24 protein-coding genes are annotated in these 24,555 nt (G+C 68.8%); 10 read left to right on the top strand and 14 right to left on the bottom strand.

Translation table 11 applies throughout. The features are described 5' to 3' along the window. Positions 1-33: 33 nt before the first annotated feature. From CFB47_RS13490 to upp, 14 genes are all read right to left on the bottom strand, one after another. A complete protein-coding gene (locus tag CFB47_RS13490; protein ID WP_089461447.1) occupies positions 34-600 on the bottom strand; it encodes an aromatic acid exporter family protein in 567 nt (188 codons plus the stop codon). A gap of 41 nt (positions 601-641) precedes the next feature. After that, a complete protein-coding gene (locus CFB47_RS13485) occupies positions 642-1,901 on the bottom strand; it encodes an MFS transporter (protein WP_089440698.1) in 1,260 nt (419 codons plus the stop codon). Continuing rightward, positions 1,898-2,863, bottom strand: a complete 966-nt coding sequence (locus tag CFB47_RS13480) for a PRC-barrel domain-containing protein (RefSeq protein ID WP_089440697.1) — start codon at positions 2,861-2,863, stop codon at positions 1,898-1,900. Before CFB47_RS13480 ends, CFB47_RS13485 begins: the two co-directional genes overlap by 4 nt. Before the next feature lie 252 nt (positions 2,864-3,115). Next, a complete protein-coding gene (locus tag CFB47_RS13475; protein WP_089461446.1) occupies positions 3,116-4,345 on the bottom strand; it encodes a collagen-like triple helix repeat-containing protein in 1,230 nt (409 codons plus the stop codon). A 479-nt stretch (positions 4,346-4,824) separates the two neighbouring features. Then, positions 4,825-5,160, bottom strand: a complete 336-nt coding sequence (locus tag CFB47_RS13470) for a YggL family protein (protein WP_089461445.1) — start codon at positions 5,158-5,160, stop codon at positions 4,825-4,827. Between the two features lie 127 nt (positions 5,161-5,287). Next, complete coding sequence (rng, locus tag CFB47_RS13465) at positions 5,288-6,757, bottom strand: ribonuclease G (RefSeq protein WP_069248507.1); 1,470 nt, start codon at positions 6,755-6,757, stop codon at positions 5,288-5,290. Between the two features lie 7 nt (positions 6,758-6,764). Continuing rightward, on the bottom strand, positions 6,765-7,397 hold the full coding sequence (locus CFB47_RS13460) for a nucleoside triphosphate pyrophosphatase (RefSeq protein ID WP_089461444.1): 633 nt from the start codon (positions 7,395-7,397) through the stop codon (positions 6,765-6,767). Positions 7,398-7,448: 51 nt separating this feature from the next. Continuing rightward, positions 7,449-7,919: a 23S rRNA (pseudouridine(1915)-N(3))-methyltransferase RlmH gene (rlmH, locus tag CFB47_RS13455; protein WP_011352746.1), complete on the bottom strand. Its 471-nt coding sequence runs from the start codon at positions 7,917-7,919 to the stop codon at positions 7,449-7,451. A gap of 25 nt (positions 7,920-7,944) precedes the next feature. Further along, positions 7,945-8,394, bottom strand: a complete 450-nt coding sequence (rsfS, locus tag CFB47_RS13450) for a ribosome silencing factor (protein ID WP_089440692.1) — start codon at positions 8,392-8,394, stop codon at positions 7,945-7,947. 4 nt (positions 8,395-8,398) lie between these two features. Then, positions 8,399-9,130 carry a nicotinate-nucleotide adenylyltransferase gene (locus CFB47_RS13445; protein WP_089461443.1) on the bottom strand — a complete coding sequence of 244 codons (732 nt, stop codon included), beginning with the start codon at positions 9,128-9,130 and terminating at the stop codon, positions 8,399-8,401. Continuing rightward, positions 9,127-10,050: an oxygen-dependent coproporphyrinogen oxidase gene (gene hemF / locus CFB47_RS13440; protein WP_039370475.1), complete on the bottom strand. Its 924-nt coding sequence runs from the start codon at positions 10,048-10,050 to the stop codon at positions 9,127-9,129. The genes CFB47_RS13445 and hemF overlap by 4 nt, the downstream gene beginning before the upstream one ends. A 118-nt stretch (positions 10,051-10,168) precedes the next feature. Beyond that, positions 10,169-11,446, bottom strand: coding sequence for a phosphoribosylamine--glycine ligase (gene purD / locus CFB47_RS13435; protein ID WP_039370477.1), 1,278 nt, complete (start codon positions 11,444-11,446; stop codon positions 10,169-10,171). Between the two features lie 104 nt (positions 11,447-11,550). Then, positions 11,551-12,279 carry a YebC/PmpR family DNA-binding transcriptional regulator gene (locus tag CFB47_RS13430; RefSeq protein WP_089440690.1) on the bottom strand — a complete coding sequence of 243 codons (729 nt, stop codon included), beginning with the start codon at positions 12,277-12,279 and terminating at the stop codon, positions 11,551-11,553. Positions 12,280-12,496: 217 nt separating this feature from the next. Then, a complete protein-coding gene (gene upp, locus CFB47_RS13425) occupies positions 12,497-13,147 on the bottom strand; it encodes a uracil phosphoribosyltransferase (RefSeq protein ID WP_011352740.1) in 651 nt (216 codons plus the stop codon). Between the two features lie 230 nt (positions 13,148-13,377). Here upp and CFB47_RS13420 point away from each other — a divergent pair, with 230 nt between their 5' ends. From CFB47_RS13420 to kdpE, 10 genes are all read left to right on the top strand, one after another. Beyond that, positions 13,378-14,157 (top strand): SDR family oxidoreductase, encoded by a 780-nt coding sequence (locus CFB47_RS13420; protein ID WP_089440689.1) that lies wholly within the window; start codon positions 13,378-13,380, stop codon positions 14,155-14,157. 48 nt (positions 14,158-14,205) lie between these two features. Continuing rightward, positions 14,206-14,598 (top strand): methylglyoxal synthase, encoded by a 393-nt coding sequence (locus CFB47_RS13415; protein WP_043188929.1) that lies wholly within the window; start codon positions 14,206-14,208, stop codon positions 14,596-14,598. Positions 14,599-14,774: 176 nt separating this feature from the next. Further along, positions 14,775-15,749, top strand: a complete 975-nt coding sequence (locus CFB47_RS13410; protein ID WP_089456655.1) for a quinone oxidoreductase — start codon at positions 14,775-14,777, stop codon at positions 15,747-15,749. A 200-nt stretch (positions 15,750-15,949) separates the two neighbouring features. Further along, positions 15,950-16,072, top strand: coding sequence for a hypothetical protein (locus CFB47_RS41740; RefSeq protein ID WP_256093628.1), 123 nt, complete (start codon positions 15,950-15,952; stop codon positions 16,070-16,072). Further along, positions 16,069-16,161: a K(+)-transporting ATPase subunit F gene (gene kdpF / locus CFB47_RS13405; protein ID WP_006752209.1), complete on the top strand. Its 93-nt coding sequence runs from the start codon at positions 16,069-16,071 to the stop codon at positions 16,159-16,161. Before CFB47_RS41740 ends, kdpF begins: the two co-directional genes overlap by 4 nt. Beyond that, positions 16,158-17,963: a potassium-transporting ATPase subunit KdpA gene (gene kdpA / locus CFB47_RS13400; RefSeq protein WP_089440687.1), complete on the top strand. Its 1,806-nt coding sequence runs from the start codon at positions 16,158-16,160 to the stop codon at positions 17,961-17,963. Before kdpF ends, kdpA begins: the two co-directional genes overlap by 4 nt. A 54-nt stretch (positions 17,964-18,017) precedes the next feature. Then, positions 18,018-20,102, top strand: coding sequence for a potassium-transporting ATPase subunit KdpB (kdpB, locus tag CFB47_RS13395; protein WP_089461442.1), 2,085 nt, complete (start codon positions 18,018-18,020; stop codon positions 20,100-20,102). A 25-nt stretch (positions 20,103-20,127) separates the two neighbouring features. Further along, entirely contained in the window at positions 20,128-20,709 is a 582-nt protein-coding gene (gene kdpC / locus CFB47_RS13390; RefSeq protein WP_089440685.1) for a potassium-transporting ATPase subunit KdpC, read from the top strand. Positions 20,710-20,871: 162 nt separating this feature from the next. Continuing rightward, the gene (locus CFB47_RS13385; RefSeq protein WP_089461441.1) at positions 20,872-23,715 is read left to right on the top strand and encodes a DUF4118 domain-containing protein; all 2,844 of its coding nucleotides are present in this window, start codon (positions 20,872-20,874) and stop codon (positions 23,713-23,715) included. Continuing rightward, a complete protein-coding gene (kdpE, locus tag CFB47_RS13380; RefSeq protein WP_039370506.1) occupies positions 23,708-24,406 on the top strand; it encodes a two-component system response regulator KdpE in 699 nt (232 codons plus the stop codon). Before CFB47_RS13385 ends, kdpE begins: the two co-directional genes overlap by 8 nt. Positions 24,407-24,555 lie beyond the last annotated feature (149 nt).

The following is a 24,555-nucleotide window of genomic DNA, read 5'->3' as shown; positions in this document are numbered from 1 at the left end:
CCGCGATACGCGCCGGGCAGCCGGATCAACCCGTCACTTAGCCGCCGCGTGGCTGAACCAGCGGCGCTCGATTTTCGACATCACCCAGCACACGCCCAGCGCACACACGGTGCCGAGCGTCACCTCGCCGAGCCGCATCAGCGGAATGTCCCACAGCGGGCCGTTGCCCGGAAACAGCAGCACGATCGTCGCGGTCACGCCGCCGAGCCGTGCGGCGCTGCCGACGTTCAGGCACCAGCAACAGACGATCACGACCGCGACGGTCATCGCGTACGCGACGAGGCGGTCGCCGCCGAGCGCCGCGCCGGCGAAGCCGAGCACGCCGCCGACCATCGCGCCGACGAACTGGTCGCGCGACAGCGACATCGTGTCCGAGTAGTTGTGCTGCGTCACGGCGATCGCGGTGATCGCCGCCCACACGGCCTGCTCGGTGTGCAGCGCGCGGCCGATCACGTACGCGAGGCATGCGCCGCACACGGCCTGCAGCGCCATCAGCCCGCCTTGCGCGAGCCGCTCGCTGAATGACAGCCCCTTGAACAGATCGAAGATCGACTGCTGGATCTGCTGGCGGGCTTCGTTGAGTGTCCTGATCGTATCCATCATGCGTTGGCCAAGAAGCGGGTAACGGCGGCGCGCCGGTGTCAGCGCGCCTGTTCGGGCGATGCGGCGGCCGGTTCGTCGGCGGCCGCATCACCGTTCGCGACGCGCGTTTCGGGCATCACGAGCCAGACCAGCAGTACCGCGAGCGCACCGGCGCCCGCGAGCCCGAAGAAGCTCACGGCGTTGCCGAAGTGATCGGCGACGTAGCCGGCCGCGGCCGTGCTGAGCGTCGCGCCGATCCCGGCCGCGAGCCCGAAGAGCCCGATGCACAGGTTGTAGCGGCCCTTGCCGCCCGCGACGTCGGCGGCGATCAGCGGCAGCATCACACCGAATACGGCCGCGCTGATGCCGTCGAGCATCTGCACCGGCACCAGCAGGTACGGGCTGCTCACGCCGGCGAACAGCAGCGCGCGCACCGGCAGCGCCGAGAAGCCGAGCAGCAGGATCGGCCGGCGCCCCCAGCGTTGCGCGGAGCGGCCGACCCACGGCGACAGCATCGCGACGATCGCCTGCGGCACGATGATGCACGCGGCGATCACGAGCTGCACGTTCTCGCCCATCCCGGCCGTGACTTCGCCGGCCGCGAGGTTCAGCATCGCCGCGTTCGACAGGTGGAACAGCACGACGCACGCGGCGAAGATCAGCATCCGGCGGTCGCGCAGCAACTCGAGCAGCGTTTCGCGTTCGCCGGCTTCGTCGCGATCGTCGGGCTTCGACGACTGCGGGATCACCTGGTGCGTCGGCTGGATCATCGCGAGCGCGAACAGCGCGGGCAGCGCGAGCACGGCGGTCAGCCAGAACACCGCGCGGGCGGAGAAATATTCGCCGGTGAGCCCCATCAGGCCCGCCGCGACCGCGCTGCCGATCGACGCCCAGCGCGCGTTGCGGCCGAGCCGGTCGCCAAGGTCGGCGCGGCCGACGAGCGAGAAAGAGATCGCGGCCATGGCCGGCACGAGCATGCAGCTCGCGAAGCCGTGGAACACCTCGGCGGCGATCACCGGCACGATCGTCGGGCTCGACGCGAGCAGCACCGCGGACAGGATGATGGCCGCGATCGCCCACGCGGCCGCGCCTTTCTTGTTCTTCAGCGCATCGACGGCCGCGCCGCCCGGCACCTGGCTGACCATCGCGCTGATCGTGCCGATCGACAGCACCATGCCGATCTCGCCCTGCGTCCACTTGTGCGACGCGAGGTAGGACGCGATGAACGGACCGAACCCTGTTTGAACGTTTGCAACGAAGAAGTTGAGCCAGTCGAGGGACCGGAGACTGCGTGCGCTGACGGAATGCTTGATCGTCATCGGGTCGCGCTCGCAGACGAAGCCGGTGCCGGGGCAACGGGCGGGAAAACCGCGACGATCGGCTTGTCGGCCGCGTAGGGCGGCGACGCCTTGATCTGTGCGTCGTTCAGGTCGAGCTGCGGGCGCAGCGCCTTGTCGCGCATGACGAAGCGCAGCGCGCCCCAGCTCGCGGCGATCGAACGGCGGTCGGTATTGACGAGGCCGCCGAGGTCGAGCACGACCGCCTGCGGCTGCGATGCGCGGTCGATCAGCACGTCGACGATCCGGCCGATCTTCGTGCCGTTCGGACGCTCGACGTCGCTGTCGAGCATCGGCAGCCGCGTCGCGGGCGAGGCGGCTGCCGAACCGGACAGCGGCACGGCCTTGGGCCGCGCGGCCGGCGGCAGGTCGCCCGACGGCACGTCGAGCACGATCGGCTCTTGCTTGCCGCCCGGCGTGAAGCGGAACACGTTCCACGGGAAGATGACCTTGCGGTCGCCCACGCCCATGAAGCCCTGCAGGTTCACGATCATCTCGCGCGGCTTGCCGCTCGCGTCGGTCACCATGTCGACCGCGCGGCCGATCACCTTGCCGTTGCGGCGCGCGACTTCGCTGTCGAGCAGCGCATGGATCTGGGTGCGGTCGAGCGGGCGCGTCGCGACGATCGGAGGCGGAGGCGGCGGGGGCGGTGTCGGCGATTCGGGGCGTTGCACGGGCTTCGGCCGCGTGACTTCGCGGTGCGGCTTCTTCGGCGCTTCCGGTTCCTCCGGGTGCGTCGGCGCGGGCACGGGCGGCATCGTCAGCGGTTCGCCGGCGGTTTCCTCGACGGGCTCGACGAGCGCCTCGCTGATCGGCGCGGGCGGATTCTGCACCGGCAGCAGCCCGCAGCCGGACAGCAGCGTGGCGGCGGCGAGGATCAGGAAAACCGTCGAGGACGGCAACGACTTGCTGCGGGATGCGGGAAACGGAAGTCCGCCGCTCATTGACACTCACTCCATGGGTCGGGGGCGGCCCGGAGGCACGCGGCTGGCGATGGATGGCGGGTGCGGGCGGCGCACCACGCGAGGTGAGATTTTAACGTGTCTTGCTTTCAGGTCCGATTTCGATGGCTGGCTGGAGGCGGACTGTCGGGAAAAGGAAGGGATCGCGGGGTGGGGAAGGGGGGATGACGGCCAAGGCCAAGGCCAAGGCGCCCGATCGTCCGCGACGATGCGCCCGCCGTGCCGGCCTGCCGCTTACTTGACCAGCGCGCCGAGCGTCGTCGTCACGGGGGCGAGCACGCCGCCGCCCGTTTTCGAGAGCGCACCGGTGCCGCTGCCGCCCGTCAAACCCGCGACGGGCGAGCCGCCGGTTGCGCCCGACACCGCTCCCGTCACGGTGCCGACCGCCGACGTGAGCGCCCCTGCCGGGTTGCTGCCGCCCGTCGCGCCGCCGAGGGCGCCGGTCGACAAGAGGCCCGTGACCGGCGCGAGCGGGCTCGTCGTGGCGCCGCCCCCGCCCAGCAGCGCCGTGCCGGCGGTGGCCACCGTGTTGCCGGTCGCGGTCACGACGTTGCCGACGCCGGTCGTCACTGGATTCCCGCCGGTTTTCGCGATCGTCGTGCCGGCGTTCGCGACGCCGTTGCCGACCGTCGTCACGAGGTTCGTCAGCGGTGCGCCGAGCGGCGTGCTCGACGCGACGGTCTGCGTGACCGACCCGACCTGCGTCGTGATCGGCGTGATCGCCGAGCTGGCGGCGCCCGTGACCTGCGCGACGGGGCCGGTCGACAACTGCGTGCCGAGCGTCGCACCGCCGCCCGCGATCGTGTTGCCGAGCATCGTGACCGCGCCGCCGCCCGGCGACGTGACGGGCGCGAGCGGCGCCAGCGCCGAACCGCTGGCGCCGAGGCTCGACACGACGCCGCCGGCCGCCGCGACCGCGTTGCCGAGGTTCGTGACCACGCCGCCGGTGCTCGCGACCGTCGTGCCGACCGGGTTCGACGATGCGCCGAGCTGGCCGAGCCCCGAGCCGAGGCCGGTGCCGAGCGTCGTGACGGCCGCGCCGGCATCCTGCACGACCGTGCCGAGACCTTGCGTGGTCGACGCATTGGCGCCGGGCACCGACTGGCCCGCGATCGTCGTGCCGACGCTCGATACCGTGCCGCCCGCGGCCGTCACGATGTTGCTGGACGAGTCGATCGTCTGGCCGAGTGCATTGGCGGATGCGCCGCTGCCCGCCGAGCCGGTGCCCGAGCCGCTGCCGCTGCCCGTGCTGCCGACGGTCGAGCCGCTGCCGGAACCGCTGCCCGAGCCGTTGCTCGTGCCGCCGGTCGTGGCGGTCGTGTCGCCCGAACCCGATCCTGCGGCGCCGGTGCCCTGGCTCAGCGAGCCGGAGCCGCCGCACGCGGACAGCGACACCAGCGCTGCGACGCCCGCCGCGATCATGATCATTCGGAGTCCTGCCTGATAGGTGGTCGGCGTATCCATGTCGTCCTCGTAGTCGTTGGAGAGTGGGGTCAGGCGGCCTTCGCGTGCGTCAATGTGTCGCTGCGATGGGGAAGCGGCGGGCGCATCGTCGGTTGTCTCCCTGATTGATCTGTCGCCGTGTCGCGTTTTCGCCCGTACCGGAATCCGGAGCATCTGTCGGGCGAGCGGTTTGCATTATTTCGTCTTGCTTGCCGATCGCACCGCAAAACATCGGATTCCTGGCGATCAGAGTAGGTCTGCCGGCGCGAGCCGTCCTTTAAGCAACGTTAAATTGAAGTAAGCGTCCGATTCACTGCCGAAATCGGGGTAATCACCGTCGACGCGGCGGAAATCGTGTGCGTCGGTGCCGGTGGCGCGGATGTCGCGCGATGGCGGGAGAGGATGGGGAGGCGAGGCGGAGGGAGCGGGGCGGCGCCGGCCCTACCCGCCGTGGCGGCGGGCAGGCGCGGGCGCTGCGCGAGGGGCGTGAAGCCGGAAACTCAGGCTTCCGGGTACCACGCGTCGCTGAATTCGCTGACCTTGACGTCGGTCAGTTCCGGCCGTGCGGCCAGCCAGCCGCGCACGAGTTCGCGGTCGGCGTCGGTCGTCGTGCCGCGCGGCGCGCCGGAAATCACGTAAGCGCCGATGCCTTCGTCCGCCGACGCGACGGTCAGCAGCCCGTTCGCTTCGACGAAGTCGATGAACGCATCGATCAGTTCGCCGCGCTCGAGGTCGGTCATTTCGTTGCGGTAATGCGCGGTGGCGTTGAACGCGAGTTCCTGGAATTCGCCGATGTGGAGTTTCTTGCGCTGGCGGCGGTTGTGGACTTGGCTCATGGTGTGTGGTGAATGCGAAAAGGGTAGGGTGAAAGGGCGGCGGCGGGTGCCGGCGCGACATGCGCGGGCGGCCCGGGCGCCGCATCGAAGCGCCGCGCGGCGATGCCGGCGGCGGATGGACGGAACGTTACATCAGCACGATATCGTACTGCTCCTGGCTCAGGTTCGATTCGACCTGCAGCGACACCGGCTTGCCGATGAAGTCGATCAGCATCGCGAGATGCTGCGACTCCTCGTCGAGGAACAGGTCGATCACCTGCTGCGCGGCGATCACGCGGAATTCGCGCGGGTTGAACTGCCGCGACTCGCGCAGGATCTCGCGCAGGATGTCGTAGCACACGGTGCGCGACGTCTTCACCTGGCCCTTGCCCTGGCAGGTCGGGCACGGCTCGCACAGCACGTGCGCGAGCGATTCGCGCGTACGCTTGCGCGTCATCTCGACGAGGCCGAGCTGCGAGAACCCGTTGACGGTCACGCGCGTGCGGTCGCGCGACAGCGCCTTCTTCAACTCGGACAGCACCGCGTCGCGATGCTCGGCGTTCTCCATGTCGATGAAGTCGATGATGATGATCCCGCCGAGGTTGCGCAGCCGCAGTTGCCGCGCGATCGTATGCGCGGCCTCGAGGTTGGTCTTGAAGATCGTGTCGTCGAAGTTGCGCGCGCCGACGTAGCCGCCCGTGTTCACGTCGATCGTCGTCATCGCCTCGGTCTGGTCGATCATCAGGTAACCGCCCGACTTCAGGTCGACGCGGCGCGACAGCGCGCGCTGGATCTCCGTCTCGATGTTGTACAGGTCGAACAGCGGACGCTCGCCGGTGTAGTGGTGCAGCTTCGGGCTCACGGCCGGCGTGAATTCGCCCGCGAATTCCGACAGGCGCTGGTACGTCTCGCGCGAATCGACCTGGATGCGCGTCGTGTCGTCGTTCGCGAAATCGCGCAGCACGCGCTGCGCGAGATCGAGATCCTGGTACAGCAGGCTCGTCGCCGGCAGCCGCTGTGCCTGGGCGACGATCGTCGCCCACGTCTTGCGCAGGTACGTGACGTCGCCGGCGAGTTCGTCGGAGGTGGCATCCTCGGCGATCGTGCGCACGATGTAGCCGCCTTTCTCGTCCGGCGGGATCACGGCCGTCAGGCGCGCGCGCACGGCCTCGCGTTCGGCCTCGCTCTCGATCTTCTGCGAGATGCCGATATGCGGCTCCTGCGGCAGGTAGACGAGCGTGCGGCCCGCGATGCTGACCTGCGTCGACAGCCGCGCGCCCTTCGTGCCGATCGGATCCTTGATCACCTGGACCATCAGCGTCTGGCCTTCGAACACGATCTTCTCGATCGGCTGGTGCGGCGTGCCCGACTGCGGCTCGCCCGCGAGGCGCGGATGCCAGATGTCGGCGACGTGCAGGAACGCCGCGCGTTCGAGGCCGATGTCGATGAACGCCGACTGCATGCCGGGCAGCACGCGCACGACCTTGCCGAGATAGATGTTGCCGACCCGCCCGCGCGACAGCGTGCGCTCGACGTGAAGCTCCTGCACCGCGCCTTGCTGGACGAGTGCGACCCGCGTTTCCTGCGGCGTGAGGTTGATCAGGATTTCTTCGTTCATGGTGGGTTCAGAAGGCGACGCGCGCGGCGCGCAGCAGCGCGGCAGTCTCAAAAAGGGGCAGACCCATGATACCTGAATGGGAACCGTCGATTCGCTCGATGAACTCGGCGGCGCGCCCCTGGATCGCATACGCGCCGGCCTTGCCGAACGGCTCGCCCGATTCGACGTAGCGCGCGTACGCGTCGCGCGACGCGGCCGCGAATCGCACCGAAGAGCGTGACAGCGCGGGCGGCAGCAGTTCGCCGTCGGCATCGATCACGGCAACGGCGGTCAGCACCGCATGTTCGCGGCCGGCGAGGCGCGTCAGCATCGCGAGCGCGTCGTCGGCGTCGGTCGGCTTGCCGAGGATCGCGCCGTCGATCGTGACGGTCGTATCGGCGACCAGCACCGGCGAGGCCGGCTTGCCGCTCGCGACGAGGCGCGCACGCGCAGCCTCCGCTTTGGCGATGGTCACGCGCCGCACGTACGCATCGGCGGCTTCGCCGGGCAGTTCGGCCTCGAGCGCCTCGGCGTCCTCGTCGGGGCGCGGCAGCAGCAGCTCGAAGCGTACGCCGATCTGTTGCAGGAGCTCCTGGCGGCGCGGGCTTTGCGAAGCGAGGTAAAGGGTCGGGAAAAGCGCGGGGGGCGTGCTGGACGGCATGGTGTCGTTATCTCGGTGTGCGCGCGTGGCGCGCGTCTCGAGGACGACACGTCATGCGCGGTGGTAGGGGTGATTCTGCGTGATGCTCCACGCCCGGTAAAGCTGTTCGGCGAGCAGCACGCGCACCATCCCGTGCGGCAGCGTCATGCTCGAGATACGCAGCAGCGTGTCGGCACGCGCTTTCAGTTCGGGATCGAGCCCGTCGGCGCCGCCGATCACGAACGCGACGTCGCGGCCGTCCTGCTGCCAGCCGGGCAGCGCCTGCGCGAGCTGCATCGTGGTCCAGTCGCGGCCGCGCTCGTCGAGCGCGACGAGGCGCGCACCCTTCGGCAGCGCGGCCTCGATCTTCTGCCGCTCGGCCGCCATCACGCTCTCGGCGCTGCGGCCGCCCGAACGCAGTTCAGGCTTGATCTCGCGCAACTCGATGCGCAGCTCGGGCGGCATCCGCTTCGTGTATTCGTCGAAGCCGGATGCGATCCAGCCCGGCATCTTGTGGCCGACCGCAAGGATGAAAAGCTTCATCGGAAGACGCTTGACGACTCGGGGCTCAACGGCGGCGGGCGGCCGTCTTGCGCGCCGGGCGGGCGGGCGCGGCTTCCTCTTCTTCTTCGTCGTCGCCTTCGCTGGCCTGGGCGAAGCCGTTGCCCTTGCCGCCGCCGAGCTTCATCCGCACGGGCTTGTCGCCCCAGATTTCCTCGAGGTTGTAGTACTGGCGCAGCGCCGGTTGCAGGATGTGCACGATTGCGTCGCCGCAGTCGACGAGCACCCATTCGCCGGTGTCTTCGCCTTCGGAGCTGACGATGTCGCCGCCGGCTTCCTTGACCTTGTCACGCACGCTCGACGCGAGCGCCTTGGTCTGGCGGTTGGAGGTGCCCGAAGCGACGACCACGCGGTCGAACAGTTCGGTCAGGTGGCTGGTGTTGAACACCTTGATGTCTTGCGCCTTGACGTCTTCGAGGGCGTCGACGATCACGCGCTGCAGTTTGCGAATATCCATGGATTCAGGAATGGTAGAGGCGATGTTGAAGAATATAGGCCCATACGGCGGCCGGCACATGCTCGGCCGATGCGTCGGGCATTTGCGCATGGCGCGCGATGCATTCGCGCAGGTGGGCGCGGATGTCGGTCGCGGCAATGTCGAACGAAAGGGTCGTATCGATCAGCAGGTGGCCTGCCGGCGTGGCCTTGAGCACGTCGGCGCCGGCCTGCCGCGCGGCGATTTCCTGCGCGACGTCCGGCGGCGCCGCGCCGAGGTCGAAACCCGGGCGCGTCGCCACGCAGATGTGCGCGTAGTCGAACAGCTTGCGCCAGTCGCGCCACGTGTCGAGGCGCACGAGCTGGTCGGCGCCGATCAGCAGCGACAGCGATGCGCCCGGGCCGATCCGCTCGCGCCAGCGCGCGAGCGTCTCGACCGTGTAGGTCGGGCCGGCGTGCTCGATCTCGTCGGTGGCGACGGTTACGGTCACGCCCGGCACGGACAGCGAGCCGGCGGCCGCGCGCGTCATCGCGAGCCGATGCTCGGCGGCCGAGACGTCGCGCTTCTGGTACGGCTGCCCGGCGGGCAGCAAGACGAGTTCGGTCAGGCCGAGCAGCTCGGCGAACCGGCGCGCGAGCGCGAGATGGCCGTCGTGGATCGGGTCGAAAGTGCCGCCCAGCAAGCCGATACGACGCGGCAGCGGGGCGGGGCGGGCGGTGGTGTCCAGAAACGCGTCCTTTGCTTGAGGCGGGGTCAGACCCAGTCGCGCGGCACGATGAAGTCGCTGTACAGGCGCGCTTCCGGCGAACCCGGCTCGGGCTGCCAGTTGTAGCGCCAGTTCGCGACCGGCGGCATCGACATTAGGATCGACTCGGTCCGGCCGCCGCTTTGCAGGCCGAACAGCGTGCCGCGATCGAACACGAGGTTGAATTCGACGTAGCGGCCGCGGCGGTACGCCTGGAAGTCGCGCTCGCGCTCGCCGTACGGCAGCTCGGCGCGCCGCTCGACGATCGGCAGGTAGGCTTGCAGGAACGCGTCGCCGACGCTTTGCATCATGTCAAACGAGCGTTCGAAACCGGGCTCGGAGAAATCGTCGAAGAAGATCCCGCCGATGCCGCGCATCTCGTTGCGGTGCTTCAGGAAGAAATACTCGTCGCACCATTTCTTGAAGCGCGGGTAGAGCTCGACGCCGAACGGGTCGAGCGCATCCTTGCAGGTCTGGTGGAAATGCCGGGCGTCGTCCTCGAAACCATAAACCGGTGTCAGATCCATGCCGCCGCCGAACCAGAACACGGGCTCCTCGCCCGGTTTCGTCGCGATCAGCATCCGCACGTTCATGTGTACGGTCGGGCAGTACGGATTGCGCGGGTGCAGCACCAGCGACACACCGAGCGCCTCGAAGCCGCGGCCCGCGAGCTGCGGGCGCGCCGCGCTCGCCGACGGCGGCAGCGCATCGCCCGCGACGTCGGAAAAGCCGATCCCCGCGCGTTCGAACACGCGGCCGCCTTCGAGAATCCGCGTGCAGCCGCCGCCGCGCAGGCGTTCGGCCGGCCCGCGTTGCCATGCGTCGGTCGCGAGCGGCGTACCGTCGAGCGCGCCGAGCGCGTCGGCGATGCGTGTCTGCAGGCCCTGGAGGTACGTGCGCACACGCGCTACGTCGTAGGTCGAATCGGTCATGTCTGGACTGGGTGCCCCCGCCCGAAGCGGGGGCCGTAAAAAAGGCTTCTGCCGGGCATTCTAACGAACCCCGGCAGAGGGGCCGCCGCCGCGCGCGGGCGGGGCGGCAATTGCAACGTCACGCGCTCTTGCGGTTGAGTGCGCGGAAGCCGATGTCGCGGCGGTATTGCATGCCTTCGAAATTGATCTGGTTGATCGTCTCGTACGCATGCTGTTGCGCTTCGCGCACCGAATCGGCGAGGCCGACCACGCACAGCACGCGGCCGCCGGACGTCGTCAGCTTGTCGCCGTCGAGCGTCGTGCCTGCATGGAACGTGACGGCCTGTTCGGTCTCGGCCGGGATACCGTTGATGCGGTCGCCCTTGCGCGGCGCGTCCGGATAACCGTGCGCGGCCAGCACGACGCCCAGCGCGGTGCGGCGGTCCCAGTCGAGCTCGACCGTGTCGAGCGTGCCCGCGATCGCCTGCTCGACGACCTTCGAGAAATCGCTCTTCAGGCGCGCCATGATCGGCTGCGTTTCCGGGTCGCCCATCCGGCAGTTGAACTCGAGCGTGCGCGGATTGCCTTCCTTGTCGATCATCAGGCCCGCATACAGGAAGCCCGTGAAGCGGATGCCGTCCTTCTCCATCCCGCGCACGGTCGGCATGATGATCTCGCGCATCACGCGTGCGTGCATCTGCGGCGTGACGATCGGCGCGGGCGAATACGCGCCCATGCCGCCGGTGTTCGGGCCGCGGTCTTCATCCAGCAGGCGCTTGTGGTCCTGGCTGGACGCCAGCGCCAGCGCGTGCTTGCCGTCGACCATCACGATGAAGCTCGCTTCCTCGCCGTCGAGGAATTCCTCGATCACGACACGCGCGCCGGCGTCGCCGAGCTTGTTGCCCGACAGCATCATGTCGACCGCTTCGTGCGCCTCTTCCAGCGTCATCGCGACGACGACGCCCTTGCCGGCCGCGAGGCCGTCGGCCTTCACGACGATCGGCGCACCCTTCGCGTCGATGTACGCGTGCGCGGCGGCGACGTCGGAGAACGTTTCGTACTCGGCGGTCGGGATGCCGTGGCGCTTCATGAACGCCTTCGCGAAATCCTTCGAGCTCTCGAGCTGCGCGGCTTCGCGGGTCGGGCCGAAGACCTTCAGGCCGCGTGCGCGGAACAGGTTGACGATGCCGGCCGCGAGCGGCGCTTCCGGCCCGACGAGCGTGAACGCGACGCCTTCGCGTTCCGCGAAATCGGCGAGTTCGTCGAGCGCCGTGATGTCGACGTTCTTCAGGCGCTCGTCCTGCGCCGTGCCGCCATTGCCGGGCGCGACGTAGACCATCTGGACGCGCGGCGACTGCGCGAGCTTCCACGCCAGCGCATGTTCGCGGCCGCCGGAACCGACGACGAGTAGTTTCATGGGATTCCCCGCAGACTAGAAAACAGGGCGGCCGGCACGCTCAGGCGCGCCGGCCGCGGATTCGGTCGGGCCGCCGCCGCGACAGGAACACGGCGGCCGGCACCTCATTCCTCGACGATGACGGCGTTCGTATACACGTCCTGCACGTCGTCGAGGTTCTCGAGCGCGTCGAGGAGCTTCTGCATCTTCACCGCGTCGTCGCCGGTGAATTCGACTTCGTTCTGCGGCTTCATCGTCACTTCGGCGAGCTCGGCCTTGAAGCCGCCGGCTTCGAGCGCGTCCTTCACCGCCGAGAATGCCTGCCAGTCGCACAGCACTTCGATCGAACCGTCGTCGTTCGTGTTCACGTCGTTCGCGCCGGCTTCGAGCGCGGCTTCCATCAGCGCGTCTTCCGACGTGCCCGGTGCGAACAGGAACTGGCCGACGTGATCGAACATGAATGCGACCGAGCCGTCGGTGCCCATGTTGCCGCCGAACTTCGAGAACGCATGGCGGACTTCCGCGACCGTGCGGGTGCGGTTGTCGGTCAGCGTGTCGACGATGATCGCCGCGCCGCTGATGCCGTAGCCTTCGTAGCGGATTTCCTCGTAGTTCGCGCCATCCGCGCCGCCGACGCCGCGATCGATCGCGCGCTTGACGTTGTCCTTCGGCATGTTCGCGTCGGCCGCCTTGTCGACCGCCAGACGCAGGCGCGGGTTCGAGTTGACGTCACCGCCGCCGAGGCGCGCCGCGACCTGGATTTCCTTGATCAGGCGGGTCCAGATCTTGCCGCGCTTCGCGTCGGCCGCTGCCTTCTTATGCTTGATGTTGGCCCATTTCGAATGACCAGCCATACCTTTCTCCGTGCCCGGGCGCACAGCGCGGGCGATTGTTTCAGTGTGTCGTTGAATCGGCGGCCGTGTCGGCGGGCATGAAGCCGCGGGGCCGCGCGTGTCGAGTGGATCGAGATTTTATCACGCGGCGACCGCCGGATCGGGGCCGCCGCGCATGGCCGGACGGCCAGGCGGGCCGCCGCGGGCCGGGCCGCGCGCCGCGCGGCCGTACCGGGGCTCAGTTCTTGGTGCCGAACAGGCGGTCGCCCGCGTCGCCGAGGCCCGGCACGATGTACGCATGCTCGTTCAGGTGAGAATCGAGCGACGCGACGAACAGCTTCACGTCCGGGTGCGCGTCCTGGAACACCTGCACGCCTTCGGGAGCGGCGACCAGCGCGACGAACATGATGTTCGCGGCCGGCACGTTGCGGCGCTTCAGCACGTCGACCGCGTGCACGGCCGAGTAGCCGGTCGCGACCATCGGGTCGCACAGGATGAAGATGCGGTCTTCCAGATCCGGCAGGCGCACCAGGTATTCGACCGGGCGATGGTCGTCGGCGCGATACACGCCGATGTGGCCGACGCGGGCCGACGGAACCAGGTCGAGCAGGCCGTCCGACATCCCGATGCCCGCGCGCAGCACCGGCACGATCGCCAGCTTCTTGCCCGCGATCACCGGCGCGTCGACCTCGACGAGCGGGGTTTCGACCCGCTTGGTCGTGATCGGCAGGTTGCGGGTGATCTCATAGCCCATCAGCAGCGTGATTTCGCGCAGCAGCTCGCGGAACGTGCGCGTGGACGTGTCCTTGTCGCGCATGTGCGTGAGCTTGTGCTGAATCAGCGGGTGATCGGTGATGAAGAGATTCGGGAAACGGCTGTCCTGTTTCATGACGGGGGCGCCTTGGCGGCAAAAGAGGATCGGGGGCGGTGGCGGGCGCAAGCCGGCCGCGCGCTTATGCCCGCAATTTTACCAAGGCGCGCCGCATGATCCGGATAATATCGACGTCTCACGACAATCCGCGCGCCCGTGCCCGCCCGATTGCCCGCCTGACCCGTCCGGGGTCCGTGCGCCGGCGTGATCGGGCCGAGCCGGCGCGTGTCGCCACCAAGGAATCGACGATGGATCTCGGCATCGAAGGAAAGACCGCGCTGGTGTGCGCGGCAAGCAAGGGGCTCGGTCGCGGCTGCGCGGAAGCGCTGGCCGCCGAGGGCGTGAACCTCGTGATCGTCGCGCGCACGCGCGCCACGCTGGAGGAAACCGCGGAGGAGATCCGCGCCGGCGCGAACGTGTCGGTGACCGCGGTCGCCTGCGACATCACGACGCCGGACGGGCGCGCGGCCGCGCTCGCCGCGTGCCCGCAGCCGGACATTCTCGTGACGAATGCCGGCGGCCCGCCGCCCGGTGACTTCCGCGACTTCTCGCACGACGACTGGATCCGCGCGCTCGAAGCGAACATGCTGACGCCGATCGAGCTGATCCGCGCGACCGTCGACGGGATGATCGCGCGCGGCTTCGGCCGGATCGTCAACATCACCAGCTCGGCCGTGAAGGCGCCGATCGACGTGCTCGCGCTGTCGAACGGGGCTCGCTCGGGGCTGACCGGCTTCGTCGCGGGGCTGTCGCGCAAGGTTGCGGGGCAGGGCGTGACGATCAACAACCTGCTGCCGGGCCTGTTCGACACCGACCGGATCGCGACCACGCTCGCCGCGTCGGCGAAGGCGCAGGGTGTGAGCGTCGACGAGATGCGCGCGCGGCGCACGAAGGACATCCCGGCCGGCCGCCTCGGCACCCGTGCGGAATTTGGCGCGGCGTGCGCGTTCCTGTGCAGCGTGCACGCCGGCTACATCACCGGGCAGAACTGGCTGCTCGACGGCGGCTCGTATCCGGGCACGTTCTGACGCACGCGCCGCCTTTCACGACAACCACCTGACACGAAGGATCTGGAGATGAGCAAACCCCGCATCGCATTGATTGCGCACGACGCGAAGAAGGACGAGATCGTCGCGCTCGCGGGCGAATTCCGCACGACGCTCGCGCAATGCCGGCTGGTGGCGACCGGCACGACGGGCGGCCGCATCGCGGACGCGCACGGGCTCGAGGTCGAGCGCAAGCTGTCTGGGCCGCTCGGCGGCGACCTGCAGATCGGTGCGGAACTGGCCGACGGCCGCATCGACATCGTCGTGTTCCTGCGCGACCCGATGACCGCGCAGCCGCACGACCCCGACATCACCGCGCTCGTGCGTGCCTGCGACGTGCACGACGTACCGGTCGCGACCAACGTCGCCACCGCGCGGATGCTGCTCGACGATCTGGCGCGCAACATGCAGGACGTCTGCTGAGGGCGGCCCGCGCCCGATTGCCCCTGCTGGCGGCAGGGCCATGCACGGATGGCCGCGGCGCGCGAGAATCGTGCGTCGCGACGCGCGCCTGCCGCCCGGTACCCGCATGAGGCCGGGCTCCGCGGATCGGCGACCCGGATTTTTCCCTGACCGAATCAGACACGAGGAGCGAAACGATGCCGAAAGCAATCCGATACGACCAGCCGGGCGGCCCGGACGTGATGAAGTGGGTCGATGTCGAGGTCGGCGAACCGAAGGCAGGTGAAGTCCGCATCCGGCAGCACGCGGTCGGTCTCAACTACATCGACGTCTATTTCCGCACCGGTTTGTACCCGCAAGCGCTGCCCGGCGGTCTCGGGATGGAGGCGGCGGGCGAGGTGACGGCCGTCGGCGAAGGCGTGACCGCGTTCAAGGCGGGCGACCGCGTCGCGTACGTCGGGCAGCCGCCGGGCGCGTACGCGCAGGAACGCGTGATGCCGGCCGAGCGGCTCGTGAAGCTGCCGGACGGCATCAGCTACGACGACGCGGCGTCGGTGATGCTGCAGGGCCTGACCGCTCACTACCTGCTGCGCCGCACGTATCCGGTGAAGGCCGGCGACACGATCCTGATCCACGCGGCGGCCGGCGGCGTCGGCCTCCTGGTGTGCCAGTGGGCGAAGGCGCTCGGCGCGACCGTGATCGGGACGGTCGGCTCCGACGAGAAGGCCGCACTCGCGAAGGCGCACGGCTGCGACCATCCGATCGTCTACACGCGCGAGAACTTCACGCAGCGCGTGAAGGAGATCACGAACGGCGCAGGCGTGCCGGTCGTCTACGACTCGATCGGCAAGGACACTTACATCGGCTCGCTCGATAGCCTTGCGCCGCTCGGCTATTTCGTCAGCTTCGGCAACGCGTCGGGCCCGCTGCCGCCGATCGACTCGAAGGAATTCTCGTCGCGCGGCTCGTTGTTCTTTACGCGCCCCACGCTGTTCTCGTACATCGCGAAGCGCGCCGATCTCGAAGCCGCGGCCGCCGAGCTGTTCGACGTGATCCTGTCGGGCAAGGTGAAGACGAGCATCAACCAGCGCTACCCGCTCGCGGAAGTCGGCCGCGCGCATGAAGATCTCGAAGCGCGCAAGACCACCGGCTCGACGATCCTCGTTCCCTGACTGGTCTCCCCGTGCCGGCGCCATGCCGGCACGCGCTTGTCCGGGCGGCGCCACGGCGCCGCCCGTCCCGCCTCCCGCCTCCCGGTTCCCGCCGTCCTCCACCCGAATTCCACGTTTACGCGTTTTTTATACGCGCCCCGATACCTTTGACCCGTCCTTTACGTGCGTTCCCATAAGGTTCTAGTCGTCTGATTTCGACGATGGAGAACAGAAAAATGGATGGGGTATTTATCGGCGCACTGGTGCTCTTCACCGCGCTGATCCTCGGTTTGATTGCCGGTTGCGACAAGCTCGTGCAATACGGTCGCGGGGGGCGAGCATGACCTGGATGCTTTGGCTGGCGGGCGCCTCGACGGCCCTGCTGTTCGCGTATCTCGTCTTTGCGCTGCTGCGCGCGGAGGACATCGAATGAACGCGAACAATCTCTTTCAGACGCTGCTCTTCATCGTCGTGCTGCTGGCGGCGGCCGTTCCGGTCGCGCGCTATCTGTCCGCGGTGATGGACGGCAGTTCGCGCGTCGTGCGCGTATTCGGGCCGCTCGAGCGCGCGCTGTACCGCATTGCCGGCGTCGACGCCGGCAGCGAGATGAACTGGAAGCAGTACGCGGTCGCGACGATCGCGTTCAACGCGCTCGGCGCGCTGTTCCTCTACGGCCTGCTGCGGCTGCAGGGCTTCCTGCCCGGCAACCCGCAGCAGTTCGGTGCGATGACGGTCGACGGCGCGTTCAACACGGCCGTCAGCTTCGTCACCAACACGAACTGGCAGGACTACACGCCCGAGCAGACCGTCAGCTACCTGACGCAGATGCTCGGCCTGACCGTGCAGAACTTCCTGTCGGCGGCAACCGGCATCGTCGTCGTGATCGCGCTGATCCGCGGTTTCGCACGTCATACCGCGCAGACCATCGGCAACTTCTGGGTCGACCTCACGCGCGTGACGATGTACGTGCTCGTGCCGATGTCGATGATCCTCGCCGCGCTGCTGATGAGCCAGGGCGTGATCCAGAACATGAAGTCGTACCAGGACGTGCCGGTGCTGCAGGCGAGCACCTACGCCGCGCCGAAGCTCGACGCGCAGGGCAATCCGGTGAAGGACGACAAGGGCAACCCGGTGACGGTGCCGACCCCGCTCACGAAACAGACGCTCGCGATGGGCCCGGTGGCGTCGCAGGAAGCGATCAAGATGCTCGGCACCAACGGCGGCGGCTTCTTCAACGCGAACTCCGCGCACCCGTACGAAAACCCGACGCCGTTCGCGAACTTCCTGCAGATCTTCGCGATCCTGATCATCCCGGCCGCGCTGTGCCTCGTGTTCGGCCGCATGATCGGCGACCGCCGGCAGGGCATCGCCGTGCTCGCGGCGATGACGGTCGCGTTCGTGATCGCGATCGGCTTCGAGGTGAGCGCCGAGCAGGCCGGCAACCCGACGCTCGCCGCGCTGCACGTCGACCAGTCGACGAGCGCGCTGCAGCCGGGCGGCAACATGGAAGGCAAGGAAACGCGCTTCGGTATCGCGCAGACCGGCATCTTCACGGTCGCGACCACGGCCGCGTCGTGCGGCGCCGTCGACACGATGCACGATTCGCTGACGCCGCTCGGCGGCCTCGTGCCGATGCTGTTGATGCAGCTCGGTGAAGTGATCTACGGCGGGGTCGGCTCGGGTCTCTACGGGATGCTCGTGTTCGCGCTGCTCGCGGTGTTCGTCGCCGGCCTGATGATCGGCCGCACGCCGGAATACGTCGGCAAGAAGATCGAGTCGTACGAGATGAAGATGGTGTCGATCGTCGTGCTGCTCACGCCGCTGCTGGTGCTGGTCGGTACGTCGATCGCCGTGCTCGCCGACGCGGGCAAGGCCGGCATCGCGAATCCGGGGCCGCACGGCTTCTCGGAAATCCTGTACGCGTTCAGCTCGGCCGCCAACAACAACGGCAGCGCGTTCGCGGGCCTGACGGTCGGCACGCCGTTCTACAACTGGACGACCGCGATCGCGATGTGGTTCGGCCGCTTCGGCACGATCGTGCCGGTGCTGGCGATCGCCGGTTCGCTCGCCGCGAAGAAACGCATCGCGGCGACGAGCGGCACGCTGCCGACGCACGGTCCGCTGTTCGTCGTGCTGCTGCTCGGCACCGTGCTGCTGGTGGGCGCGCTGACCTACGTGCCGGCGCTCGCGCTCGGCCCGGGCGTCGAGCACCTGATGATGTGGCTGGGCGCGTGATGCGGGCCCTTATGGCGACACATTGAAAAGACTGAAGAGATTGAAGAGATCGCAATGACTCAACATTCCGCAACACGGTCCATGTTCGATCCGGCGCTGCTGCGCCCGGCGATCGTGGACTCGTTCAAGAAACTCACGCCGCGCACGCAGTTCCGCAACCCGGTGATGTTCTGCGTGTACGTCGGCAGCATCCTGACCACGATCCTGTGGATCGCGGCGCTCGCCGGCCAGGCCGAGGCGCCCGCCGGCTTCATCCTCGCGATCGCGCTGTGGCTGTGGTTCACCGTGCTGTTCGCGAACTTCGCCGAAGCGCTCGCCGAAGGGCGCTCGAAGGCGCAGGCCGCGTCGCTGCGCAGCGCGAAGAAAGACGTGATGGCGAAGAAGCTCAACGAGCCGCATCCGAAGTCGCCGATCCGCATCACGACCGCGACCGAGCTGCGCAAGGGCGACGTCGTGCTGGTCGAAGCGGGCGACGTGATCCCGGCCGACGGCGAGGTGGTCGACGGTGTCGCGTCGGTCGACGAATCGGCGATCACCGGCGAATCCGCACCGGTGATCCGCGAATCGGGCGGCGACTTCTCGTCGGTCACGGGCGGCACGCGCGTGCTGTCGGACTGGATCGTCGTCAGGGTCACCGCGAACCCGGGCGAGGCGTTCCTCGACCGGATGATCGCGATGGTCGAAGGCGCGAAGCGCAAGAAGACGCCGAACGAGATCGCGCTGACGATCCTGCTCGTCGCGCTGACGATCGTGATGCTGCTCGCCACCGCCACGCTGCTGCCGTTCTCGATGTTCTCGGTCGAAGCGATGAAGGCCGGCCACGTGGTGACGATCACCGCGCTCGTCGCGCTGCTCGTGTGCCTGATCCCGACGACGATCGGCGGCCTGTTGTCCGCGATCGGCGTGGCCGGGATGAGCCGCATGATGCAGGCGAACGTGATCGCGACGTCGGGCCGCGCGGTGGAAGCCGCCGGCGACGTGGACGTGCTGCTGCTCGACAAGACCGGCACGATCACGCTCGGCAACCGCCAGGCATCGACGTTCGTGCCCGCGCCGGGCGTGACCGAGGAAGCGCTGGCCGATGCCGCGCAACTGTCGTCGCTCGCCGACGAAACGCCGGAAGGCCGCAGCATCGTCGTGCTCGCGAAGGAGCGCTTCAACATTCGCCAGCGCGACATGGGGCAACTGCACGCGACGTTCATCGGCTTCTCCGCGCAGACGCGGATGAGCGGCGTCGACCTGCCGGGCCGTGAAATCCGCAAGGGTGCGGCCGACGCGATCCGCAACTACGTCGAGACGCATGGCAGCCGCTTCCCGGAAGAAGTGCGCCGCGCGGTCGACGAAGTCGCGCGCCGCGGCAGCACGCCGCTCGTCGTGGCCGACCTGCATGAAGGCGCGGCGCGCGTGCTCGGCGTGATCGAGCTGAAGGACATCGTGAAGGGCGGCATCAAGGAGCGCTTCGCCGAACTGCGCAAGATGGGCATCAAGACCGTGATGGTGACGGGCGACAACCGGCTGACGGCCGCGGCGATCGCGGCGGAAGCGGGCGTCGACGATTTCCTCGCGGAAGCGACGCCGGAAACCAAGCTCGCGACGATCCGCGAGCATCAGGCGGCGGGCCGTCTGGTTGCAATGACGGGCGACGGCACCAACGACGCGCCGGCGCTCGCGCAGGCCGACGTCGCCGTGGCGATGAACACCGGCACGCAGGCGGCGAAGGAAGCCGGCAACATGGTCGACCTCGACTCGAACCCGACCAAGCTGATCGAGATCGTCGAGATCGGCAAGCAGATGCTGATGACGCGCGGTTCGCTGACGACGTTCTCGATCGCGAACGACATCGCGAAGTACTTCGCGATCATCCCGGCCGCGTTCGTGACGACCTACCCGCAACTGCGCGTGCTCGACATCATGCACCTGACGTCGCCGGCGTCGGCGATCCTGTCGGCGGTGATCTTCAACGCGCTGATCATCGTCGCGCTGATTCCGCTGGCGCTGAAGGGCGTCACGTACCGGCCGCTCGGCGCGGCCTCGCTCCTGCGCCGCAACCTGCTGGTGTACGGCCTCGGCGGCGTGCTGCTGCCGTTCCCGTTCATCAAGCTGATCGACATGACGCTCGCTGCACTCGGCTGGGCCTGAGCCGGCCGTATTTGAAGGAAACATCATGAAAACGTTGATTCGTCCGCTCGTCGTGCTCTTTGTCGTCCTGACTGCCGTGACGGGGCTCGCCTACCCGGCCGTGATGACCGTGTTCGGCCAGGCCGTGTTCCCGTCGCAGGCGAACGGCAGCCTGATCGAGAAGGACGGCAAGGCGGTCGGCTCCTCGCTGATCGGCCAGCCGTTCGATGCGCCGAAGTACTTCTGGGGCCGCCTGTCGGCCACGACGCCGATGCCGTACAACGCGACCGGCTCCGGCGGCTCGAACCTCGGCCCGCTGAACCCGTCGCTTGCCGACCAGGTGAAGGGGCGCATCGCCGCGCTGCGCGACGCGGGCACCGACATGTCGAAGCCCGTGCCGGTCGACCTCGTGACGGCGTCGGCTAGCGGCCTCGATCCGGAAATCACGCCGGCCGCCGCCGCGTACCAGGTCGAGCGCGTCGCGAAGGCACGCAACCTGGCGCCCGACGCGGTCGCGCAGCTCGTCGCCGCGAACACGAAGGGCCGCCAGTTCGGCGTGTTCGGCGAACCGCGCGTGAACGTGCTGCAGCTGAACCTCGCGCTCGACGCGGCGCAGGCTGCGCACTGACCGCGCGTCCGGGTTTCCGGCGGCAACCGGCGTCCGGCGCGGCCCGATCCGCGCCGGACGCGACTTTTCCCGACGGCGCATGCGCCGTCTTTGCCTTTTGCGGCGATTTGGAACAACAATGCTCGTACTCGCGCGCATCCGGGCGCTCCGCCTTTCTGACGCATGAATCGTCCCGATCCAGACCAACTCCTCGACAAGCTGCAGCGTGACGAAGAAAAACAGCGGCGCGGCCAGCTCAAGATCTTCTTCGGCGCATCGGCCGGTGTCGGCAAGACCTACGCGATGCTGCAGGCCGCGCGCCAGCGCCTGCAGGAAGGCGTCGACGTCGTCGTGGGCATCGTCGAGACCCACGGGCGCAGCGAAACCGCCGCGCTGCTCGACGGCCTCGACGTGCTGCCGCTCGCGCGCATCGAGTATCGCGGCCGCACGCTCGCCGAATTCGATCTCGACGGCGCGCTCGCGCGTGAGCCGCAACTGATCCTCGTCGACGAACTCGCGCATTCGAACGTGCAGGGCGCGCGGCACCTGAAGCGCTGGCAGGATGTGTACGAACTGCTCGACGCGGGCATCGACGTCTACACGACCGTCAACGTCCAGCACCTCGAAAGCCTGAACGACGTGGTCGGCGCGATCACCGGCATCCGCGTGTGGGAGACGGTGCCCGACCGCGTGTTCGATGCGGCCGACGAAGTCACGCTCGTCGACCTGCCGGCCGAGGAGCTGCTCGAGCGGATGCGCGACGGCAAGGTCTATCTCGCGCAGCAGGCCGAGCGTGCGGTGCGCAACTTCTTCCGCAAGGGCAACCTGATCGCGCTGCGCGAACTGGCGCTGCGGCGTACGGCCGATCGCGTCGACGCGCAGATGCGCGAATACCGCGCCGACCGCTCGATCCAGCGCATCTGGCAGGCCCGCGAGCGGCTGCTCGTGTGCGTCGGGCCGGGCCCTGAGGCGCCGACGCTCGTGCGGGCGGCCGCGCGGCTCGCCGCGAGCCTGAAGGCCGACTGGATCGCCGTCTATGTCGAGACGCCGCGCCTGCAGCGGCTGCCCGATGCGCGACGGCAGCGCACGCTCGATGCGCTGAAGCTCGCGGCCGAGCTCGGCGCGGAGACGGCCACGCTCGCCGGCGCCGACGCGGTTGCCGCGCTGATCGGCTATGCGAAGGTGCGCAACGTGTCGAAGATCGTCGCGGGCGGCTCGCCGAAGGTCGGGCTCGTGCGCCGCTTCGTGCGGCCGTTCGGCGAGAAGCTTGCCGAGCGCGCGGGCGACGTCGACCTGATGCTGATCCGGGCGTCCGCGAGCGACGAGGCGCGCACGGCACCGCTGGACGCAGGTGCGCGCGACTGGCGTGACGCGTTCGCGCAGTTCGGCACGCACCGTTCGCCGCCGCGGCACTACGTGTATGCGGCCGCGATCTGCGCGGCGATCACGGTCGTCGCGAGCCTCGTGTCCGAGCGGCTCGACCTCACGAACCTCGTGATGCTGTACCTGCTCGGCGTCGTGTTTTCGGCCGTGCGGCTCGGGCGCGGCCCGGGCGTGCTGCAGTCGTTCCTGTCGGTGGCCGCGTTCGATTACTTCTTCGTGCCGCCGCGCATGTCGTTCTCGGTCAGCGACACGCAATACCTGCTGACCTTCTTCGGGATGCTGCTGACGTCGCTCGTGATCAGCCACCTGACGTCGACGCTGACGCGCCAGGCGAGCGTCGCGCAGCGCCGCGAGCGCCGCACCGGTGCGATCTACGCGATGGCGCGCGAGCTGGGCGCGGCGCTGACGACCGAGCAGATCGTCGAGATCGGCAGCCGTCACGTGGGCGAGGTGTTCCGCGCGCGCGTCGCGTTCCTGCTGCCCGACAGTGCGGACAAGGTGCGGCAGAAGATCGAGGAGCCCGATGCGGCCGTCACGCTGACGGGCGCCGATCTCGACAGCGACGTCGGCCAGTGGGTATACGACCAGCAGAAGCCGGCCGGCCGCGGCACCGATACGTTGCCCGCGACGGCCGCGCTGTACCTGCCGCTGAAGGCGCCGATGCGTACGCGCGGCGTGCTCGCGGTCGCGTCGCGCGAGCCGCGCGAACTCGAGGTGCCGGAGCAGCAGCGGATGCTCGACGCGTTCGCCGCGCAGATCGCGCTCGCGCTCGAACGCGTGCACTACGTCGAGATCGCGCGCGACGCGCTCGTCAACATGGAATCGGAGCGGCTGCGCAACTCGCTGCTGTCGGCGATCTCGCACGACCTGCGCACGCCGCTCACGACGATCGTCGGCTTCTCGTCGATGCTCGCGAACGGGCGCGCGGCCGCGCAGGGCGGCGACGCCGCGGCGGCCGAACGCTTTGCGCAGCGCGAGGGCGAACTCGTCGACGCGATCCACGACGAGGCGCTGCGGATGACGGGCATCGTCACGAACCTGCTCGACATGGCGCGGCTGCAGGCCGGCAGCCTGCAGTTGAAGCGCCAGTGGTCGCTGCTCGAGGAAACCGTCGGCGCCGCGCTCGCCGCCTGCAAGCGCGTGCTTGCGCGCCATCCGGCGCGCGTCGTGCTGCCGGCCGACCTGCCGCTCCTGCAGATGGACGCGGTGCTGATGGAGCGCCTGTTCACCAACCTGTTCGAGAACGCGGCGAAGTACACGCCGGCCGATACGCCGCTCGACATCGGCGCCGAGCGCGTGACCGACGACGGGCTGCCGTTCGTGCGCGTGCTCGTCGACGATTACGGTCCCGGCCTGCCGGCCGGGATGGAAACGCGCATTTTCGACAAGTTCACGCGCGGCGAGAAGGAATCGGCGACGCCGGGCATCGGCCTCGGCCTCGCGATCTGCCGCGCGATCGTCGAGGCGCACGGCGGTAAAATCGGCGCGTTCAACCGTACGGCACCCGACGGCCACGTGACGGGCGCGCGTTTCTGGTTCACGCTGCCGGTCGAGACACCGCCGGCCGCGCCTGCCGTACCCGACGACGAACCCGAAGTGCCGGGCGCGTCGTCCCCATCCGAATCATTGCCAGATCATGAGTGAACCCAGCCTGACCGTCGTCCTGATCGAGGACGAAAAGCAGATCCGCCGTTTCGTGCGCGCCGCGCTCGAGGAGGAGGACATCGCGGTGTTCGAGGCCGAGACGGGCAAGCAGGGGCTGATCGACGCGGCGACGCGCAAGCCCGATCTCGTGATCGTCGACCTCGGCCTGCCCGATACCGACGGCCTCGACGTGATCCGGGAATTGCGCGGCTGGTCCGAGGTGCCGGTGATCGTGCTGTCCGCGCGCACGCAGGAAGAAGAGAAGGTCGCGGCGCTCGATGCGGGCGCCGACGATTACCTGACCAAGCCGTTCGGCGTGTCCGAACTGCGCGCGCGGATCCGTGCGCAACTGCGCCGGCGCAACCAGGGCGGCGCGAACGAGTCGCCGAAGGTGACCTTCGGCACCGTGACCGTCGATCTCGCGCTGCGCCAGGTGTGGCGCGACAACGAGATCGTGCACCTGACGCCGCTCGAATACCGGCTGCTCGCGACGCTCGTGAGGCACGCGGGACGCGTGCTCACGCACCGCCAGCTGCTGCGCGACGTGTGGGGGCCGTCGCACGTCGAAAGCCACCACTATCTGCGCATCTACATGGCGCACCTGCGCCAGAAGCTCGAACGCGACCCGGCGCAGCCCGAGTACATCGTGACGGAGACGGGCGTCGGCTACCGGCTGGTCGGCGCCGCATGACGCACGGAGCCGCGGCGCAGCGGCGCCCGTGCGCGTGACGTCGCGTGCCGGCAGGGTTGCGCCGGCGCGACAGTCTCGCGGCCGGCGCGCGCGTTGCACACCCGGCGCTCATTCCCCGTTATCCTGACCGTTCCGCGAACGAAAACGAG

The organism is Burkholderia sp. AU27893, assembly GCF_002223205.1.
In the GTDB taxonomy this organism is placed as follows: domain Bacteria; phylum Pseudomonadota; class Gammaproteobacteria; order Burkholderiales; family Burkholderiaceae; genus Burkholderia.
This window is presented reverse-complemented; position numbering and strand designations above follow the sequence as displayed.

What these genes read in the sequence shown, in the direction of transcription:
- CFB47_RS13490 (WP_089461447.1), bottom strand. Translation starts at nt 600, where the DNA reads ATGGATACGATCAGGACACTCAACGAAGCCCGCCAGCAGATCCAGCAG.
- CFB47_RS13485 (WP_089440698.1), bottom strand. Translation starts at nt 1,901, where the DNA reads ATGACGATCAAGCATTCCGTCAGCGCACGCAGTCTCCGGTCCCTCGAC.
- CFB47_RS13480 (WP_089440697.1), bottom strand. Translation starts at nt 2,863, where the DNA reads ATGAGCGGCGGACTTCCGTTTCCCGCATCCCGCAGCAAGTCGTTGCCG.
- CFB47_RS13475 (WP_089461446.1), bottom strand. Translation starts at nt 4,345, where the DNA reads ATGGATACGCCGACCACCTATCAGGCAGGACTCCGAATGATCATGATC.
- CFB47_RS13470 (WP_089461445.1), bottom strand. Translation starts at nt 5,160, where the DNA reads ATGAGCCAAGTCCACAACCGCCGCCAGCGCAAGAAACTCCACATCGGC.
- rng (WP_069248507.1), bottom strand. Translation starts at nt 6,757, where the DNA reads ATGAACGAAGAAATCCTGATCAACCTCACGCCGCAGGAAACGCGGGTC.
- CFB47_RS13460 (WP_089461444.1), bottom strand. Translation starts at nt 7,397, where the DNA reads ATGCCGTCCAGCACGCCCCCCGCGCTTTTCCCGACCCTTTACCTCGCT.
- rlmH (WP_011352746.1), bottom strand. Translation starts at nt 7,919, where the DNA reads ATGAAGCTTTTCATCCTTGCGGTCGGCCACAAGATGCCGGGCTGGATC.
- rsfS (WP_089440692.1), bottom strand. Translation starts at nt 8,394, where the DNA reads ATGGATATTCGCAAACTGCAGCGCGTGATCGTCGACGCCCTCGAAGAC.
- hemF (WP_039370475.1), bottom strand. Translation starts at nt 10,050, where the DNA reads ATGACCGATTCGACCTACGACGTAGCGCGTGTGCGCACGTACCTCCAG.
- purD (WP_039370477.1), bottom strand. Translation starts at nt 11,446, where the DNA reads ATGAAACTACTCGTCGTCGGTTCCGGCGGCCGCGAACATGCGCTGGCG.
- CFB47_RS13430 (WP_089440690.1), bottom strand. Translation starts at nt 12,279, where the DNA reads ATGGCTGGTCATTCGAAATGGGCCAACATCAAGCATAAGAAGGCAGCG.
- upp (WP_011352740.1), bottom strand. Translation starts at nt 13,147, where the DNA reads ATGAAACAGGACAGCCGTTTCCCGAATCTCTTCATCACCGATCACCCG.
- CFB47_RS13420 (WP_089440689.1), top strand. Translation starts at nt 13,378, where the DNA reads ATGGATCTCGGCATCGAAGGAAAGACCGCGCTGGTGTGCGCGGCAAGC.
- CFB47_RS13415 (WP_043188929.1), top strand. Translation starts at nt 14,206, where the DNA reads ATGAGCAAACCCCGCATCGCATTGATTGCGCACGACGCGAAGAAGGAC.
- CFB47_RS13410 (WP_089456655.1), top strand. Translation starts at nt 14,775, where the DNA reads ATGCCGAAAGCAATCCGATACGACCAGCCGGGCGGCCCGGACGTGATG.
- CFB47_RS41740 (WP_256093628.1), top strand. Translation starts at nt 15,950, where the DNA reads ATGGAGAACAGAAAAATGGATGGGGTATTTATCGGCGCACTGGTGCTC.
- kdpF (WP_006752209.1), top strand. Translation starts at nt 16,069, where the DNA reads ATGACCTGGATGCTTTGGCTGGCGGGCGCCTCGACGGCCCTGCTGTTC.
- kdpA (WP_089440687.1), top strand. Translation starts at nt 16,158, where the DNA reads ATGAACGCGAACAATCTCTTTCAGACGCTGCTCTTCATCGTCGTGCTG.
- kdpB (WP_089461442.1), top strand. Translation starts at nt 18,018, where the DNA reads ATGACTCAACATTCCGCAACACGGTCCATGTTCGATCCGGCGCTGCTG.
- kdpC (WP_089440685.1), top strand. Translation starts at nt 20,128, where the DNA reads ATGAAAACGTTGATTCGTCCGCTCGTCGTGCTCTTTGTCGTCCTGACT.
- CFB47_RS13385 (WP_089461441.1), top strand. Translation starts at nt 20,872, where the DNA reads ATGAATCGTCCCGATCCAGACCAACTCCTCGACAAGCTGCAGCGTGAC.
- kdpE (WP_039370506.1), top strand. Translation starts at nt 23,708, where the DNA reads ATGAGTGAACCCAGCCTGACCGTCGTCCTGATCGAGGACGAAAAGCAG.